Raw genomic sequence first — 17,754 nt, 5'->3', positions numbered from 1 at the left:
AACACGAAGAAGCCCCCCGCCGCTCCTCTCGGAGCGGCGGGGGGCTTCGACGTATCCGACCCTTAGCCGTTGTACGGGCCGTAGTCGTAGTCCTCCAGCGGGACAGCCTGGCCGGAGCCGGTGCCGAAGGGCGAGTAGTCGATGTCGTCGTAGCCGACGGCCGAGTACATCGCGGCCTTCGCTTCCTCGGTCGGCTCCACCCGGATGTTGCGGTAGCGGGACAGACCCGTACCGGCCGGGATGAGCTTACCGATGATGACGTTCTCCTTGAGGCCGATCAGGGAGTCGGACTTGGCGTTGATCGCCGCGTCCGTCAGAACCCTGGTCGTCTCCTGGAAGGACGCCGCCGACAGCCACGACTCGGTGGCGAGCGAGGCCTTGGTGATACCCATCAGCTGCGGACGGCCGGAGGCGGGGTGTCCGCCCTCGGTGACCACACGACGGTTCTCGGTCTCGAACTTCGACCGCTCGACCAGCTCGCCCGGCAGGAGCTCCGCGTCGCCGGACTCGATGATCGTCACGCGGCGCAGCATCTGCCGGATGATGATCTCGATGTGCTTGTCGTGGATCGACACGCCCTGCGAGTTGTAGACCTTCTGGACTTCGCCGACCAGGTGGACCTGGACGGCACGCTGACCGAGGATGCGCAGCACGTCGTGCGGGTTGGTGGCACCCATGGTGAGCTTCTGGCCCACCTCGACGTGGTCGCCCTCGTGCACGATGACCTTGGCGCGCTTGGAGATCGGGAACGCCGTCTCCTCGCTGCCGTCGTCGGGCGTGATGACGATCTTCTTCGTCTTCTCGGTCTCCTCGATCCGCACGCGGCCGGCGGCCTCGGAGATCGGGGCGACACCCTTCGGGGTACGGGCCTCGAAGAGCTCGACGACACGCGGCAGACCCTGCGTGATGTCGTCACCGGCCACACCACCGGTGTGGAAGGTACGCATCGTCAGCTGGGTACCGGGCTCACCGATGGACTGGGCGGCGATGATGCCGACCGCCTCACCGATGTCGACCAGCTTGCCGGTGGCCAGCGAGCGGCCGTAGCAGAAGGCACAGGTGCCGACCGCGGACTCGCAGGTCAGGACCGAGCGGGTCTTGACCTCCTCGACGCCGTTCGCGATGAGGGCGTCGATGAGCACGTCACCGAGGTCCACGTTGGCCGGCGCGATGACCTTGCCGTCGATGACGACGTCCTCGGCCAGCATGCGGGCGTACACGGAGGTCTCGACGTCGTCGGCCTTGCGCAGAACGCCGGCCTCGTCCTTGACACCGATCTTGAGCTTGAGGCCGCGCTCGGTGCCGCAGTCCTCCTCGCGGATGATGACGTCCTGCGAGACGTCCACCAGACGACGGGTGAGGTAACCCGAGTCGGCGGTACGCAGGGCGGTGTCCGCCAGACCCTTACGGGCACCGTGCGTGGAGATGAAGTACTCCAGAACGGTGAGGCCCTCACGGAAGGACGCCTTGATCGGACGCGGGATGGTCTCGTTCTTCGCGTTCGACACCAGACCACGCATACCGGCGATCTGTCGCATCTGCATCATGTTTCCTCGGGCACCCGAGTCAACCATCATGAAGATGGGGTTCGTCTTGGGGAAGTTCGCGTTCATCGCCTCGGCAACCTCGTTGGTCGCCTTGGTCCAGATCGCGATGAGCTCCTGCGTGCGCTCGTCCTTGGTGATCAGACCGCGCTCGTACTGCTTCTGGACCTTCTCGTCCATCGCCTCGTAGCCCGCGACGATGGCCTTCTTGGCCTCGGGCACGACGACGTCGGAGATGGCCACGGTGACGCCCGAACGGGTCGCCCAGTGGAAACCGGCCGCCTTCAGGTTGTCGAGCGTCGCCGCCACGATCACCTTGGGGTAGCGCTCCGCCAGGTCGTTGACGATCTCGGAGAGCTGCTTCTTGCCCACCGAGTAGTCGACGAACGGGTAGTCCTCGGGCAGCAGCTCGTTGAAGAGCGCGCGGCCCAGGGTCGTCCGCAGCCGGAAGCTGTCGCCCGGCTGGAACTCCTGCTCACCCTCCTCGGCGACCGGCGCCACCCAACCGCGCGGCGGGATGGTGCCCACCGGGAAGCGGATGTCGACCTGCGACTGGAGCGCGAGCTCGCCGGCGTCGAACGCCATGATCGCCTCGGCCGTGGAGCCGAACGCGCGGCCCTCGCCCTTGGTGTCACGCAGCTCGCCGTCGGTGGTCAGGAAGAACAGACCGAGGACCATGTCCTGGGTCGGCATCGTGACCGGACGGCCGTCGGCCGGCTTGAGGATGTTGTTCGAGGACAGCATCAGGATGCGGGCCTCGGCCTGCGCCTCCGCGGAGAGCGGCAGGTGCACGGCCATCTGGTCACCGTCGAAGTCCGCGTTGAAGGCGGTGCAGACGAGCGGGTGGATCTGGATGGCCTTGCCTTCGACCAGCTGGGGCTCGAAGGCCTGGATGCCGAGACGGTGCAGCGTGGGCGCACGGTTCAGCAGCACCGGGTGCTCGGCGATGACCTCTTCGAGCACGTCGTACACGACCGTACGGCCGCGCTCGACCATGCGCTTCGCCGACTTGATGTTCTGCGCGTGGTTCAGGTCGACCAGGCGCTTCATCACGAACGGCTTGAAGAGCTCCAGCGCCATGGCCTTGGGCAGACCACACTGGTGCAGCTTCAGCTGCGGACCGACGACGATCACGGAACGCGCGGAGTAGTCCACGCGCTTGCCGAGGAGGTTCTGACGGAATCGACCCTGCTTGCCCTTGAGCATGTCGCTCAGGGACTTCAGCGGACGGTTGCCGGGGCCCGTGACCGGGCGACCACGACGGCCGTTGTCGAAGAGGGCGTCGACCGCCTCCTGGAGCATCCGCTTCTCGTTGTTCACGATGATCTCGGGGGCACCGAGGTCGAGCAGCCGCTTCAGACGGTTGTTGCGGTTGATCACGCGGCGGTACAGGTCGTTCAGGTCGGAGGTCGCGAAGCGGCCACCGTCCAGCTGCACCATCGGACGCAGGTCCGGCGGGATCACCGGCACGCAGTCGAGCACCATGCCCTTGGGGCTGTTGCTGGTCTGCAGGAACGCGGAGACGACCTTGAGGCGCTTGAGCGCACGGGTCTTCTTCTGGCCCTTGCCGGTACGGATGATCTCGCGGAGGCGCTCGGCCTCCTCCTCCAGGTCGAAGGACTCCAGGCGCTTCTGCAGCGCCGCGGCACCCATCGAACCGTCGAAGTAGGTACCGAAGCGGTCGCGCAGCTCGCGGTAGAGCAGCTCGTCGCCTTCGAGGTCCTGGACCTTGAGGTTCTTGAAGCGGGACCAGACCTCGTCCAGACGGTCGATCTCGCGCTGCGCACGGTCGCGCAGCTGCTTCATCTCGCGCTCGGCACCTTCGCGCACCTTGCGGCGCACGTCGGCCTTGGCGCCCTCGGCCTCAAGCTCGGCCAGGTCGGTCTCGAGCTTCTTGGCCCGGCCTTCGAGGTCCGCGTCACGGCGGTTCTCGATCTGCTGGCGCTCGACGGAGACGTGGGCCTCAAGCGACGGGAGGTCGCGGGTGCGGCGCTCGTCGTCCACGAACGTGATCATGTACGCGGCGAAGTAGATGACCTTTTCGAGGTCCTTCGGCGCGAGGTCCAGCAGGTAGCCCAGGCGCGACGGGACGCCCTTGAAGTACCAGATGTGGGTGACGGGAGCGGCAAGCTCGATGTGGCCCATCCGCTCACGACGCACCTTGGCGCGCGTGACCTCAACGCCACAGCGCTCGCAGATGATGCCCTTGAAGCGGACACGCTTGTACTTGCCGCAGTAGCACTCCCAGTCCCGGGTCGGACCGAAGATCTTCTCGCAGAAGAGTCCGTCCTTCTCGGGCTTGAGGGTGCGGTAGTTGATGGTCTCCGGCTTCTTGACCTCGCCGTGCGACCAGGTTCGGATGTCGTCCGCGGTGGCAAGGCCGATCCGCAGCTCGTCGAAGAAGTTGACGTCGAGCACTGTGCGTCAATCCCTCTTTCGGGGTCGAGTCTCAATCATGGTCTGAACGGTCCCGGGGATGACGGGGGGCTCTTGAGCGAGCCCCCCGTCAGGCCCGTCAGACCTCTTCGACGCTGCTCGGCTCACGCCGGGACAGGTCGATACCGAGCTCCTCCGCCGCGCGGAAGACGTCCTCGTCGGTGTCGCGCATCTCGATGGACATGCCGTCCGAGGACAGCACCTCCACGTTGAGGCAGAGCGACTGCATTTCCTTGATGAGCACCTTGAAGGACTCGGGAATGCCCGGCTCGGGGATGTTCTCGCCCTTGACGATGGCCTCGTAGACCTTCACGCGGCCGGTGACGTCGTCGGACTTGATGGTCAACAGCTCCTGGAGGGCGTAAGCGGCGCCATAAGCCTCAAGCGCCCACACCTCCATCTCACCGAAGCGCTGGCCACCGAACTGCGCCTTACCACCCAGCGGCTGCTGCGTGATCATCGAGTACGGACCGGTCGACCGGGCGTGGAGCTTGTCGTCGACCAGGTGGTGCAGCTTGAGGATGTACATGTACCCGATCGAGATCGGGTCCGGGAACGGCTCACCGGAGCGGCCGTCGAACAGACGCGCCTTGCCGGACGGCAGGACCAGACGGTCGCCGTCGCGGTTCGGGATGGTGTGCTCGAACAGGCCGGCCAGCTCGTCCTCGCGGGCACCGTCGAACACCGGGGTGGCGACGTTGGTGCCGGGCTCGACGCGGTCGGCGCCGATCGCCTTGAGGCGCTCGGCCCACTCCTCCCCGAGGCCGGAGACGTCCCAGCCGCGGCTGGCGAGCCAGCCGAGGTGGATCTCCAGGACCTGTCCCGGGTTCATTCGGGACGGGACACCCAGCGGGTTCAGGATGATGTCGACCGGCGTGCCGTCCTCAAGGAAGGGCATGTCCTCGATCGGAAGGATCTTGGAAATGACACCCTTGTTGCCGTGACGGCCGGCGAGCTTGTCGCCGTCGGTGATCTTGCGCTTCTGGGCGACGTAGACGCGGACCAGCTGGTTCACGCCCGGAGGAAGCTCGTCGCCCTCCTCGCGGTCGAAGACGCGGACACCGATGACCTTGCCGATCTCACCGTGCGGGACCTTGAGCGAGGTGTCGCGCACCTCACGGGCCTTCTCACCGAAGATCGCGCGGAGCAGGCGCTCCTCCGGCGTCAGCTCGGTCTCGCCCTTGGGCGTGACCTTGCCGACCAGGATGTCGCCGGCGACGACGTCCGCACCGATGCGGATGATGCCGCGCTCGTCGAGGTCGGCGAGGACCTCCTCGGAGACGTTCGGGATGTCCCGGGTGATCTCCTCGGGGCCCAGCTTGGTGTCACGGGCGTCGACCTCGTGCTCCTCGATGTGGATCGAGGAGAGGACGTCGTCCTGCACGAGGCGCTGCGACAGGATGATCGCGTCCTCGTAGTTGTGGCCTTCCCACGGCATGAACGCGACGAGCAGGTTCTTGCCGAGGGCCATTTCGCCCTCTTCGGTGGCCGGGCCGTCGGCGAGGACCTGGGCCTCGACGATCCGGTCGCCCTCGTTGACGATGACCTTCTGGTTGACCGAGGTGCCCTGGTTCGAGCGGGAGAACTTCGCGACGCGGTACGTGGTGTACGTGCCGTCGTCGTTGGCGACGGTGATGTAGTCGGCCGAGACCTCCTGGACGACACCGTCCTTCTCCGCCTTGATCGAGTCACCGGCGTCGACGGCGCAGCGGTACTCCATGCCGGTGCCGACGAGCGGCGCCTCCGCCTTGATGAGCGGAACGGCCTGGCGCATCATGTTCGCGCCCATGAGGGCGCGGTTGGCGTCGTCGTGCTCCAGGAAGGGGATCATCGCGGTCGCGACGGACACCATCTGGCGCGGGGAGACGTCCATGTAGTCGACGTCGTCGCCGGCGATGTAGTCGATCTCGCCACCACGACGGCGAACCAGGACGCGGTTCTCGGTGAAGCGCATCTCGTCGTTCAGGCCGGCGTTGGCCTGGGCGATGACGAAGCGGTCTTCCTCGTCGGCGGTCAGGTAGTCGACGTCGTCGGTGACGACACCGTCGACGACCTTGCGGTACGGGGTCTCGACGAAACCGAACGCGTTGACGCGACCGTAGGACGCGAGCGAGCCGATCAGACCGATGTTCGGGCCTTCGGGGGTCTCGATCGGGCACATGCGGCCGTAGTGCGACGGGTGGACGTCTCGGACCTCGAAGCCGGCCCGCTCACGGGACAGACCACCGGGGCCCAGCGCCGACAGGCGGCGCTTGTGGGTCAGGCCCGACAGCGGGTTGTTCTGGTCCATGAACTGCGACAGCTGGCTGGTGCCGAAGAACTCCTTGATGGAGGCGACGACCGGCCGGATGTTGATCAGGGTCTGCGGCGTGATCGCCTCGACGTCCTGGGTCGTCATCCGCTCGCGGACGACGCGCTCCATCCGGGCCAGACCCGTACGGACCTGGTTCTGGATGAGCTCGCCGACGTTGCGCAGACGACGGTTGCCGAAGTGGTCGATGTCGTCGGTCTCGACGACGATCGAACGGCCCGACTCACCGGTGGTCTCGGTCTCGCCCGCGTGGAGCTTCACGAGGTACTTGATCGTCGCGATGATGTCGTCGGTGGTGAGCACACCGGCGTCCAGCGGCTCGTCGGCGCCGAGCTTCTTGTTCACCTTGTAGCGGCCGACCTTCGCGAGGTCGTAGCGCTTCGGGTTGAAGTAGAGGTTCTCGAGCAGCGTCTGAGCGGCCTCGCGCGTCGGCGGCTCGCCCGGACGCAGCTTGCGGTAGATGTCGAGCAGCGCGTCGTCCTGGCCCTGGGTGTGGTCCTTCTCCAGGGTGGCGCGCATGGACTCGTACTCGCCGAACTCCTCCAGGATCTGCTCGGTGGTCCAGCCGAGTGCCTTGAGGAGGACGGTGACGGACTGCTTACGCTTGCGGTCGATGCGGACACCGACCATGTCGCGCTTGTCGACCTCCATCTCCAGCCAGGCACCCCGGGACGGGATGATCTTGGCGGAGAAGATGTCCTTGTCGGACGTCTTGTCGATGGAGGAGTCGAAGTAGACACCGGGGGAACGGACGAGCTGCGACACCACGACACGCTCGGTGCCGTTGATGACGAAGGTGCCCTTGTTGGTCATGAGCGGGAAGTCGCCCATGAAGACCGTCTGAGACTTGATCTCTCCGGTCTCGTTGTTCGTGAACTCGGCGGTAACGAAGAGCGGCGCCGCGTACGTGAAGTCGCGCTCCTTGCACTCGTCGACCGAGTTCTTCGCCGGCTCGAAACGGTGGTCGCGGAAAGTCAGCGACATCGACCCGGAGAAGTCCTCGATCGGCGAGATCTCCTCGAAGATCTCTTCAAGACCGGACTTGGTGGGGACGTCCTGTCCACTCTCGAGAGCCGACTCGACGCGAGCCTTCCAAGCGGCGTTGCCGAGCAGCCAGTCAAAGCTCTCGGTCTGCAGCGCCAGGAGGTTCGGAACCTCGAGGGGCTCCTTGATCTTTGCAAAGGAGATGCGCAGCGGGGCGGTGCTGGCACCGTTGTTCGTATTGGTCGAGGCGTTGCGCGAGGCGGCCAAGAGGGGGTCCTTCCGAGGGCTCGGACTCACTACGCGCGTACCGGTCCCAGCCGACACAGAAGACAGACGCTTTCAATCCGGTCCGAAAGACCAGGTCAGGGCGGATCAGTCAGGTGTGCTCGAGCGTGGGCATGCCCCTGGCGACGGGCAGGGGGCAGCTAACAGGCAGCGCAAAGGGTCAGTGTAGCCACTTGGCTCACTGATGTCCAGACCAGGTTTCCGGAAACCGGCAACAGGCCCTTCCCCACTCGATCAACCAACACCGTGTTCAACCAACACCGTGCCCAACCCTGCCGCGCTCGTAAACAGAGCGCGTATCAGTACTGCCCTCTTCGTAGTCGATCCATGCCTCGAACCGCAGATCCGCAAGCGCCGATCCGTGGCCTCGGGCCGGAGCGGTGCGGGCGGATCTCCCACGACGGGACTGAGAATTGCGCGCCGCCGCCCGTTCGTCAAGGCCCCCTGCTCCGAGCGGATCAGCTCCGGACCCCGGTCCGGGACGACGAAGATCACCCTACTCCTCAACGAGAGCAGGGCAAATCAGGCACACCGGGTACGCCAAAGGGCGACCACCCTTACGGGTGACCGCCCTTTGAAGAGGCCCCAGAGGGCCTCAGAGGTGTTACTTGACCTCGACAGCCGCGCCGGCAGCCTTGAGGGACTCGGCGGCCTTGTCAGCGGCCTCCTTGTTGACCTTCTCGAGGACCGGCTTCGGGGTGCCGTCGACGAGGTCCTTGGCCTCCTTCAGACCCAGGGAGGTCAGCTCGCGCACGACCTTGATGACCTGGATCTTCTTGTCGCCCGCACCGGTGAGGATGACGTCGAACTCGTCCTTCTCCTCCTCGGCCTCGGCAACCGGGCCCGCACCGGCGGGGCCGGCAACGGCGACGGCCGCGGCGGCGGTGACGTCGAACTTCTCCTCGAAGGCCTTCACGAACTCGGAGAGCTCGATGAGGGTCATCTCCTCGAACTGGGCGAGGAGGTCGTCCTGAGAGAGCTTCGCCATGATGGGCGATCCTTCCACTAATTCGGCAGGTGCCGGATGTATAGAGAGGCGGGCGTAACGGCCCGCTACGACCCACGCGCTAGGCGGCGTGGATCAGTGCGCGAGCCGAATTACTCGGCACCGCCCTGCTCGGCGAGCTTGACGCGAAGCGCTTCCGCGGTGCGGACGAACTTCGACGGCAGCGCCTGGAAGAGCGAGGCAGCCTGAGACTGCTTGCCCTTGAACGCGCCGGCCAGCTTGCTGAGCAGAACCTCGCGGGACTCGAGGTCCGCAAGCTTCTTGATCTCATCGGCGGTGAGCGCCTTACCATCAAGGACACCCGCCTTGATGATGAGGTTGGGGTTGTCCTTGGCGAAGTCACGCAGGCTCTTCGCCGACTCCACCGGGTCACCGGTGATGAAGGCGACCGCGGTCGGACCAGCGAAGTGCTCGTCCAGCGCGGTGATCCCGGCCTGGTTGGCCGCAATCTTGGTCAGCGTGTTCTTCACCACGGCGTACTGGGCGTTCTCACCGAGCGAACGACGCAGCGTCTTGAGCTGCGCGACGGTGAGACCCCGGTACTCGGTCAGCACGGCGGCGTTCGAGCTCTGGAACTGGTCCGTGAGCTCGGCTACCGCGGCAGCCTTGTCGGGCCTTGCCATAGAGCGTCGGCCTCCTTCCGGGTGATGAGGACCGCTCAGAAGGGGCTACATGCAAAACGCCCCGGCGCAGGCGCCAGGGCGTAGCTCAACCGAATCGTGAGACTCGGGAACTTCCTCGGTCACCTACGCGGGTCGTCCGCATCCAGCGGATCCTTCGGCCACCGCACCCTTGCGGGCACGGCAACGACCAGCGGTCTTTGGCTTCTGGGGAACTGTACGTGAAGCGCACGACCCGAGGCAAATCGCCCCCGGACCGCCCACCGGGCCCGGGCTCAGCCCTGGGCGCCGCCGTCCTTCATCATGTCGGCCATGTCCACGACCTGGTCGGCCGGCGGCGCGGTGACCTCGACCGGCTGGTTGTAGTCGGTGAACTTGATCGTGACGTCCATCGGACCCTTGGCGGTCTGGGCCTGGGTCCGCACCTGCTTGGTGTGGTTCGTGGCGTCGATCCACATGTCGATCACCATGCTCCGGACGCCCTGGTCCTGGAGCTGCTTGACGGTCTTGTCCTGGCGGTCCTTGGCCTCCGGGGAACCCGCGGCCGCGGCGGCCTTCATCTGCTCCAGGCCGACAGTGCCGGTCAGGTGCGTGGTCTTCTGCCCGTCGATGGTCTCCTCGCCGAGCGACTTCAGGTCCTTGGCCGCGCTCAGCTGATTCGCCTGGTCACCCGGGTTCTCGCCGGTCTGGCCGACCTTGCCGAGCGCGTCGAGCTGCGCCGCCGCGTCCGGGCTGGCGCTCTTGAGGTCGAGCTTGAGGAACTTGCCCTCGCTGCCCATGTACATCACGTTGCCGATGAGACGCAGGTCGACCGTGCCGCCGTCCTCCTCCGGGGAGGCCATCTTCATGGACATGGCCACCTCGGGCTTGAGGCGCATGGCCACGTCGCCGGCGACCGACTGGCCCGCCACGTTGCCGGACATGGTGTAGCGCAGCGAGGTGATCTGCTCGGAGCCCTTCTTCACCTGCTCCAGGAAGGCGGCCGGCTCCCCCTGCGCCGGCTTCGGGGCGCTCGGCGGCGCGGACGGGCTAGCCGCACTCTTCGGCGCGGCGGCGCCGTCCTTCTTGCCGCCCTCGCACGCCGTGGCCCCACCGGCGAGCAGTACGGCCGCGGCGACGGCGACGACGGTCTTCTTGCGGTACGTGTTCATGGACATCCCACCCCTGTCTGCGGTCGATCAGCAGCGACCTTACTGGGTGGTCACCACATCGTCCGCACGGATGTGCCGGCCCTACGAGAAACGGGCCCCCCGCTCCCGGGAAGGGAGCGAGGGGCCCGTTCAGCCACTCGGTGAGCCGTGACCGCGGTCAGGCTCGGACCGGACCGGTCAGACCGCGGCCGGGTCTTCCTCGACGAGGAGGTTCCGGGTGCGGTTGGAGTCCAGCTGGATGCCGGGGCCCATCGTGGTGCTGAGGGCGGCCTTCTTGACGTAGCGGCCCTTGGCGGCGGACGGCTTCAGACGAAGGATCTCGTCCAGCGCGGCGCCGTAGTTCTCGACCAGCTGCTCATCGGTGAAGGAGACCTTGCCGATGATGAAGTGCAGGTTCGAGTGCTTGTCGACGCGGAACTCGATCTTGCCACCCTTGATCTCGGTGACAGCCTTGGCGACGTCCATGGTGACGGTGCCGGTCTTCGGGTTCGGCATCAGGCCACGGGGACCGAGCACGCGGCCGAGGCGGCCGACCTTGCCCATGAGGTCCGGCGTGGCGACAACGGCGTCGAACTCGTTCAGGCGGTTGCCCTTGGCGATCTCGTTGATCAGCTCGTCGTCGCCGACGATGTCGGCGCCGGCGGCTTCCGCGGCCGCAGCACGGTCACCGGTCGCGAAGACCAGGACCCGGGCGGTCTTACCGGTGCCGTGCGGGAGGTTCACGGTGCCGCGGACCATCTGGTCGGCCTTGCGCGGGTCGACACCCAGGCGGAAGGCGACCTCGACGGTGGCGTCGAACTTGGTCGTGGAGGTCTCCTTGGCGAGACGGACGGCCTCGAGCGGGGCGTACAGCTTCTCCCGGTCGACCTTGGCGTCCGCAGCGCGGAGAGTCTTGCTGCGCTTCACTTCTGCTCCTGTATTTCGGCTTCAGGCATGGAGTCGTGGTGCGGGCCAGCGCTTGGCCCTACCACTGGTGGAACTGGGGTGGCTGAATCAGCCTTCGACCGTGATGCCCATGGAACGGGCGGTGCCGGCGATGATCTTCTCGGCGGCGTCGAGGTCGTTGGCGTTCAGGTCGGGAAGCTTGATCGTGGCGATCTCGCGGACCTGGTCACGCGTGAGCTTCGCGACCTTGGTCTTGTGCGGCTCGCCCGAGCCCTTCTCGACGCCCGCGCTCTTCAGGATGAGGCGCGCGGCCGGCGGCGTCTTGGTGATGAAGGTGAAGGAGCGGTCCTCGTAGACCGTGATCTCCACCGGCACGACCATGCCACGCTGCGACTCGGTCGCGGCGTTGTAGGCCTTGCAGAACTCCATGATGTTGACGCCGTGCTGACCGAGCGCGGGGCCGACCGGCGGAGCCGGGTTGGCCGCACCGGCCTTGATCTGGAGCTTGATAAGCCCCGTGACCTTCTTCTTCTTGGGAGGCATTGCTCTCTCCGGGTCCTAGTGAGAGTTTTTCGCCGCCAATCCGGTCATCCGGATGGAGGCATACCGCACCACGATAACGGGTATCGGTGCGGGGCTGAAAACCGAGCAGGTCAGACCGCCCTTTACGGGGCGTTCTGACCTGTTCGGAAGCGTGGGACCAGAAGATCAGTTCTTCTGGATCTGGTCGAAGCTCAGCTCGACCGGGGTCTCGCGACCGAAGATCTCGACGAGGCCCTTGACCTTCTTGGAGTCCGGGTTGATCTCGTTGATCGTCGCCTGGAGCGTCGCGAACGGACCGTCGGTGACGGTGACCGAGTCGCCGACCTCGAAGTCGAGGACCTCGATCTGACGCTTGACGGCGGGCGCGGGCAGACCGGCCTCTTCCGCGGCGGCCTTGGCGGCCTTCTCCTGCGCCTCCGGGGCGAGCATCTTGACGATCTCGTCCAGGGTCAGCGGGTACGGGTCGTAGGCGTTGCCGACGAAGCCGGTGACACCCGGGGTGTTGCGGACGACGCCCCAGGACTCGTTCGTCAGATCCATGCGGACGAGAACGTAACCGGGCAGCTTGTTCTGCCGGACGTTCTTGCGCTCGCCGTTCTTGATCTGGACGATCTCTTCCTCGGGCACCTCGGCCTGGTAGATGAACTCCTCGACGTTCAGCGAGACGGCGCGCTGCTCCAGGTTGGCTTTCACGCGCTTCTCGTAGCCCGCGTAGGTGTGGATCACGTACCACTCGCCGGGCAACCGGCGGAGTTCCTCGCGCAGCGCCTCGATGGGGTCGACCGGCTCGGCGGGCTCTTCGGCCTCGGCCTCGGCGGCGTCCTCCGCGGCTTCCACGGCGTCGTCATCGTCGGCGGCGTCGTCGGACTCGACGTCCTCGGACTCCACCTCGGCGGCGTCGGCAGCATCGACGTCGGCAGCGTCGGCGTCGGCTTCCGCTTCGTCGGCGGCAGCATCGTCGGACTCGACGTGCAGCGCGGCTTCCTCGGCAGCGGCACCCGCTTCGGCGTCGGCGGCCTCGGCCTCATCGAGGTCCGCGTCCGCCGCCTCGACGATGTCGAGCTCGTCCTCGACGGACTCGACGGAGTCGTGGCTCGCGTTCAGGTTCGGGTCAGACACGGTGGCTGCTTCTTCCTGGATACAAAAGGTGGTCGAACATGCGAAAACGGGCGGCACCCATCAAGGCGCCGCCCTCCGCGGGGATCAGCCGAAGACGAACTTGATGGCCTGCTGGAACCCATAGTCAATCACGGTCACCAGACCGATCATGATGACGACGAAGACAATCACCACAGTGGTGTACGTCGTGAGCTGGTTGCGAGTCGGCCAGACAACCTTGCGGAGCTCCGCGACGATCTGGCGGTAGAACAGCGCGAGCCGGCCCAGAGGACCCTTCTTGCCGCGCTTGCCGCCCTTGCGGGACTTCTTCTCGCGGGTGTCGTCCTCGGCGTCAGGCATGTCGATGGAGCCCAGGGCGTCCGTCACGTCTCTCACCTGAATCCGGGTCGTGGCCGTAGCCGCGCCCGGTTGCGCCGCACGGCGTTGCATCGAAGTACGTACCTGCGCACACGTCCGAGAAGGAGTGTGGAGCAGGGCCGGAGGGACTCGAACCCCCAACCGCTGGTTTTGGAGACCAGTGCTCTACCAATTGAGCTACGACCCTTTGCGTTCCCAACCTACCGCATCCGGACGAGTGCACGGAGTGCTCACGCTCTGGGGCGGTCGGCGAGGACCAACGACAGGTGAGTGTACGTGGTCCGGGCCCTGACGTCGAACAGAAGCCACCGGGGGCACATCCGGATCTTCCGCGTCCGCTCAGTGAAACGGTGTGCGGCCGTCGTTTGCGGTCTGGGACGATTGCCACATGACCTCTGCAACGCCTTCCTCCGAGCGCCGGGTGTCCGCCCGTATCGGCGCCATCTCCGAGTCCGCCACCCTCGCCGTCGACGCCAAGGCCAAGGCCCTCAAGGCCGCCGGGCGCCCGGTGATCGGCTTCGGCGCGGGCGAGCCCGACTTCCCGACCCCGGACTACATCGTCGAGGCGGCGGTCGAGGCCTGCCGCAACCCCAAGTACCACCGCTACACGCCGGCCGGCGGGCTGCCCGAGCTCAAGAACGCGATCGCCGCGAAGACGCTGCGCGACTCCGGCTACGAGGTCGACGCCTCCCAGGTCCTGGTGACCAACGGCGGCAAGCAGGCCATCTACGAGGCGTTCGCCGCGATCCTCGACCCGGGCGACGAGGTCATCGTCCCGGCCCCGTACTGGACCACGTACCCGGAGTCGATCCGGCTCGCGGGCGGTGTCCCGGTGGAGGTCGTCGCCGACGAGACCACCGGCTACCGGGTCTCCGTCGAGCAGTTGGAGGCCGCGCGCACCGACCGCACCAAGGTCGTCCTGTTCGTCTCCCCCTCGAACCCGACCGGTGCCGTCTACGGCGAGGACGACGCCCGCGCCATCGGCGAGTGGGCGGCGGAGCACGGCTTGTGGGTGCTCACCGACGAGATCTACGAGCACCTGATCTACGGCGACGCGAAGTTCACCTCGCTCCCGGTGCTGGTCCCGGCCCTGCGCGACAAGTGCATCATCGTGAACGGCGTCGCCAAGACGTACGCGATGACCGGCTGGCGGGTGGGCTGGGTCATCGCGCCGAAGGACGTCATCAAGGCCGCGACCAACCTGCAGTCGCACGCCACCTCCAACGTGTCCAACGTGGCGCAGGTCGCCGCGCTGGCCGCCGTCTCGGGCAACCTCGACGCGGTCGCGGAGATGCGGAAGGCGTTCGACCGCCGCCGCCAGACCATGGTCAAGATGCTGAACGAGATCGACGGCGTCTTCTGCCCGACCCCCGAGGGCGCGTTCTACGCGTACCCGTCGGTGAAGGAGCTCCTCGGCAAGGAGATCCGCGGCAAGCGCCCGCAGTCCTCGGTCGAGCTGGCGGCCCTGATCCTGGACGAGGCCGAGGTCGCGGTCGTCCCGGGCGAGGCCTTCGGCACCCCGGGCTACCTGCGCCTCTCGTACGCCCTGGGCGACGAGGACCTGGTGGAGGGCGTGACCCGCATCCAGAACCTCCTGGCGGAAGCCAAGGCGTAAGCCTCCGGCGGTCCCCCTGATCCACCCTGAGCGGTGACGCCCCACCCGGGCGCCACCGCTCAGCCATTCCCGGCGGCACCGCCCCGAATCAAGCCCCGCCGGCGATTGAGGCGCGGGTCCGGGCGGAGCCCGGGTAGGGCCCGGGCGGCGGAAACCGGCCCGCCCGCGCGTTCGAGCAAGCCCCCGATCGGCAAAACCCCCTCCCGCCGAGCGCAGCGGTACGGCAGGATCACCGGATGGAGCACGTACGCGATCTCACGCTTCTGCCGAAAGCCCACCTGCACCTGCACTTCACGGGTTCGATGCGGCCGTCCACCCTGCTGGAGCTCGCCGACAAGTACGGCGTGCGCCTGCCCGACGCCCTGACCGCCGGCGAGCCGCCCAAGCTGCGCGCCACCGACGAGCGCGGTTGGTTCCGCTTCCAGCGGCTCTACGACGCCGCCCGCTCCTGCCTCCGCGAGCCCGACGACATCCGCCGCCTGGTCCGCGAGGCCGCCGAGGAGGACGTCCGGGACGGCTCCGGCTGGCTGGAGATCCAGGTGGACCCCACCTCCTACGCCCCCCTGCTGGGCGGCATGATCCCCGCCGTCGAGATCATCCTCGACGCCGTCGACGCCGCCTCCCGCGACACCGGCCTGGGGATGCGCGTCATCATCGCCGCCAACCGCATGAAGCACCCCCTCGACGCCCGCACCCTGGCCCGCCTCGCCGTCCGCTACGCCGATCGCGGCGTCGTCGGGTTCGGGCTGTCCAACGACGAGCGCCGCGGCATGGCCCGGGACTTCGACCGGGCCTTCGCCATCGCCCGCGAGGGCGGCCTGCTGGCCGCCCCGCACGGCGGTGAGCTGACGGGCCCGGCCTCCGTGCGGGACTGCCTCGACGACCTGCACGCCGTCCGCGTCGGGCACGGCGTCCGGGCCGCCGAGGACCCCCGACTGCTCAAGCGGCTCTCGGACCGGCAGATCACCTGTGAGGTGTGCCCCGCCTCCAACGTGGCCCTCGGGGTGTACGAACGGCCCGAGGACGTGCCGCTGCGCACGCTCTTCGAGGCGGGGGTGCCGATGGCGCTGGGCGCGGACGACCCGCTGTTGTTCGGGTCCCGCCTGGCGGCCCAGTACGAGATCGCGCGCCGCCACCACGCCTTCACGGACGAGGAACTGGCCGAGCTGGCCCGGCAGTCGGTCCGCGGCTCCGCGGCGCCCAAGGAGGTACAGGCGGAGCTGCTGGACGGGATCGACCACTGGCTCACCGGGTGAGCCGCAGGTCCCCTTCGTAGCAGTCGGCGCGCACCCGGTCGCCGTCGGCGAAGCCGATCTCCAGGTGGGTGCGGCCCGTCTCGGGGGCGGCGTACTCGGCGACGGTGGCCACGGTTTCGCCGAGGTGGCGCAGGAAGGGGTGGTCGCCGAGGTCCTCACCGACCTCGATCCGGCCCCACTCGCCCATGTCGTACGGCTGGTGCGGGATCTCGGACTCGACGATGAGGCACTGGTCGGAGCCGGTGGTGATGCGGGTGGACTCGCCCTCGCTGTCGAGGAGCCAGACGTCGAGCGGCGCCTCGGAGCGTTCTCCCTCGTAGACGTGCCAGGACGCGACGACGGCCTTGATCGCGCGGCCCACCAGCCGGGTGGGGTCCGTACCGGCCCCGTGCAGGGGACATCGCATGGCGGCCGGTGCTCCTCAGATGCTGACGCCGACCGTCACCGGTTCGTTGACCAGGGTGACGCCGAACGCCTCGTGGACGCCCGCGACGACCTCGCGGGCCAGGGCGAGGAGGTCCTCGGTGGTGGCCTCGCCGCGGTTGGTGAGGGCGAGGGTGTGCTTGGTGGAGATGCGCGCGGGGCCGGTGCCGTAGCCCTTGGTGAAGCCGGCCTTGTCGATCAGCCAGGCGGCGCTGGTCTTCGTACGGCCGTCGCCGGCGGGGTACGCGGGCGGGGTGGTCTCGGCGCCGAGGCGGTCCTGGACGCGGGCGAGGAAGGCGGCGTACGCCTCGTCGGTCAGGATCGGGTTGTGGAAGAAGGAGCCCGCGGACCAGGTGTCGTGGTCGGCCGGGTCGAGGACCATGCCCTTGCCGGCGCGCAGGCGCAGTACGGTCTCGCGGGCGACGGCGGCCGGGACGCGGTCCCCGGCCTCGACGCCGAGGGCGCGGGCGGTCTCGGGGTACTTGATGGGGGCGGAGAGCCCGCCGGCGTCTTCGAGGGCGAAGCGGACGCGCAGGACGACGTAGCGGTCGGGCTGGTCCTTGAAGGTGCTGTTGCGGTACCGGAAGTCGCACTCGGCGGCGCTGAGGGTGACCGTTTCGCCGCTGCTGCGGTCGTATGCGACGACCTCCGTGATGGTGTCGCAGACCTCCTGGCCGTACGCCCCGACGTTCTGGATCGGCGTGGCACCGGCGGAGCCGGGGATGCCGGCGAGGCACTCGATCCCGGCGAGGCCGGCGTCGACGGTGCGGGCGACCGCGTCGCTCCAGTTCTCGCCCGCGGCGAGCTCCAGGCGGGTCCCGTCGAGGTGGAAGCCGGTGGTGGCGATGCGCAGGGCGGTGCCGTCGAAGCCCCGGTCGCCGATGACGAGGTTGCTGCCGCCGCCGATGACGAGCAGCGGGGTACCGGTGGCGTCCGCTGCGCGGACGGCGTCGATGACCTCGGCGTCGGTGGTCGCGGTGACCAGCCGGGCGGCGGGGCCGCCGAGCCGGAAGGTGGTCAGCGGGGCGAGGGGGGCGTCGTGGAGTTCCTGCACGGGGACAAGAGTACGGTCCGCACCCCTCGCATCCTCGCGGGGCACGGACCGTGACTCGATGGCGGGCGCGGCGGCCGTTTCGACGGGCCGGTGGGCGGCCGTGGGGGGGGGGGGGGGGCCGGGGCCGCCGGCGCGCGCGGCGGGGCGCGGGCGGGGGGCCGCCGG

The 17,754-nt window shown here is 67.8% G+C and carries 13 protein-coding genes and 1 tRNA gene; 2 read left to right on the top strand and 12 right to left on the bottom strand.

The window, feature by feature from the left end; genetic code table 11:
• Window positions 1-62: 62 nt before the first annotated feature.
• The 10 genes from ACFVXJ_RS16130 to ACFVXJ_RS16085 all read right to left on the bottom strand — a co-directional run bounded on the left by ACFVXJ_RS16130 (window position 63) and on the right by ACFVXJ_RS16085 (window position 13,428).
• Window positions 63-3,962, bottom strand: a complete 3,900-nt coding sequence (locus tag ACFVXJ_RS16130; RefSeq protein ID WP_389662319.1) for a DNA-directed RNA polymerase subunit beta' — start codon at window positions 3,960-3,962, stop codon at window positions 63-65.
• A gap of 97 nt (window positions 3,963-4,059) precedes the next feature.
• Window positions 4,060-7,542 carry a DNA-directed RNA polymerase subunit beta gene (gene rpoB, locus ACFVXJ_RS16125; protein WP_389662318.1) on the bottom strand — a complete coding sequence of 1,161 codons (3,483 nt, stop codon included), beginning with the start codon at window positions 7,540-7,542 and terminating at the stop codon, window positions 4,060-4,062.
• Window positions 7,543-8,164: 622 nt separating this feature from the next.
• Window positions 8,165-8,548, bottom strand: coding sequence for a 50S ribosomal protein L7/L12 (gene rplL / locus ACFVXJ_RS16120; RefSeq protein ID WP_389662317.1), 384 nt, complete (start codon window positions 8,546-8,548; stop codon window positions 8,165-8,167).
• Window positions 8,549-8,658: 110 nt separating this feature from the next.
• Window positions 8,659-9,189, bottom strand: a complete 531-nt coding sequence (rplJ, locus tag ACFVXJ_RS16115) for a 50S ribosomal protein L10 (protein ID WP_030710304.1) — start codon at window positions 9,187-9,189, stop codon at window positions 8,659-8,661.
• 272 nt (window positions 9,190-9,461) lie between these two features.
• Entirely contained in the window at window positions 9,462-10,337 is an 876-nt protein-coding gene (locus ACFVXJ_RS16110) for an LppX_LprAFG lipoprotein (protein WP_389662316.1), read from the bottom strand.
• 177 nt (window positions 10,338-10,514) lie between these two features.
• Entirely contained in the window at window positions 10,515-11,243 is a 729-nt protein-coding gene (gene rplA / locus ACFVXJ_RS16105; protein WP_030154662.1) for a 50S ribosomal protein L1, read from the bottom strand.
• Window positions 11,244-11,330: 87 nt separating this feature from the next.
• Complete coding sequence (gene rplK, locus ACFVXJ_RS16100; protein ID WP_190182990.1) at window positions 11,331-11,765, bottom strand: 50S ribosomal protein L11; 435 nt, start codon at window positions 11,763-11,765, stop codon at window positions 11,331-11,333.
• A 165-nt stretch (window positions 11,766-11,930) separates the two neighbouring features.
• A complete protein-coding gene (nusG, locus tag ACFVXJ_RS16095) occupies window positions 11,931-12,884 on the bottom strand; it encodes a transcription termination/antitermination protein NusG (RefSeq protein WP_389662315.1) in 954 nt (317 codons plus the stop codon).
• A gap of 84 nt (window positions 12,885-12,968) precedes the next feature.
• On the bottom strand, window positions 12,969-13,250 hold the full coding sequence (gene secE / locus ACFVXJ_RS16090) for a preprotein translocase subunit SecE (protein WP_389662314.1): 282 nt from the start codon (window positions 13,248-13,250) through the stop codon (window positions 12,969-12,971).
• A 105-nt stretch (window positions 13,251-13,355) separates the two neighbouring features.
• Window positions 13,356-13,428: transfer RNA gene (locus tag ACFVXJ_RS16085), tRNA-Trp, on the bottom strand.
• A gap of 201 nt (window positions 13,429-13,629) precedes the next feature.
• On the opposite strand from ACFVXJ_RS16085, the gene ACFVXJ_RS16080 reads away from it, so the two are divergent.
• On the top strand, window positions 13,630-14,856 hold the full coding sequence (locus ACFVXJ_RS16080) for a pyridoxal phosphate-dependent aminotransferase (protein WP_389662313.1): 1,227 nt from the start codon (window positions 13,630-13,632) through the stop codon (window positions 14,854-14,856).
• Window positions 14,857-15,092: 236 nt separating this feature from the next.
• A complete protein-coding gene (locus ACFVXJ_RS16075; RefSeq protein WP_389662312.1) occupies window positions 15,093-16,112 on the top strand; it encodes an adenosine deaminase in 1,020 nt (339 codons plus the stop codon).
• Here the strand turns inward: ACFVXJ_RS16075 and ACFVXJ_RS16070 are convergent.
• Window positions 16,102-16,518, bottom strand: a complete 417-nt coding sequence (locus tag ACFVXJ_RS16070; RefSeq protein ID WP_389662311.1) for a hypothetical protein — start codon at window positions 16,516-16,518, stop codon at window positions 16,102-16,104. The two genes, ACFVXJ_RS16075 and ACFVXJ_RS16070, sit on opposite strands and share 11 nt — an antisense overlap.
• Window positions 16,519-16,533: 15 nt before the next feature.
• Window positions 16,534-17,589: a UDP-N-acetylmuramate dehydrogenase gene (locus tag ACFVXJ_RS16065; protein ID WP_389662310.1), complete on the bottom strand. Its 1,056-nt coding sequence runs from the start codon at window positions 17,587-17,589 to the stop codon at window positions 16,534-16,536.
• Window positions 17,590-17,754 lie beyond the last annotated feature (165 nt).

The sequence above is a fragment of the Streptomyces sp. NPDC058279 genome, from assembly GCF_042881255.1.
Lineage (GTDB): Bacteria > Actinomycetota > Actinomycetes > Streptomycetales > Streptomycetaceae > Streptomyces.
The sequence above is the reverse complement of the archived record's forward strand: the minus strand, read 5'-3'. Positions and strand labels throughout refer to the sequence as shown.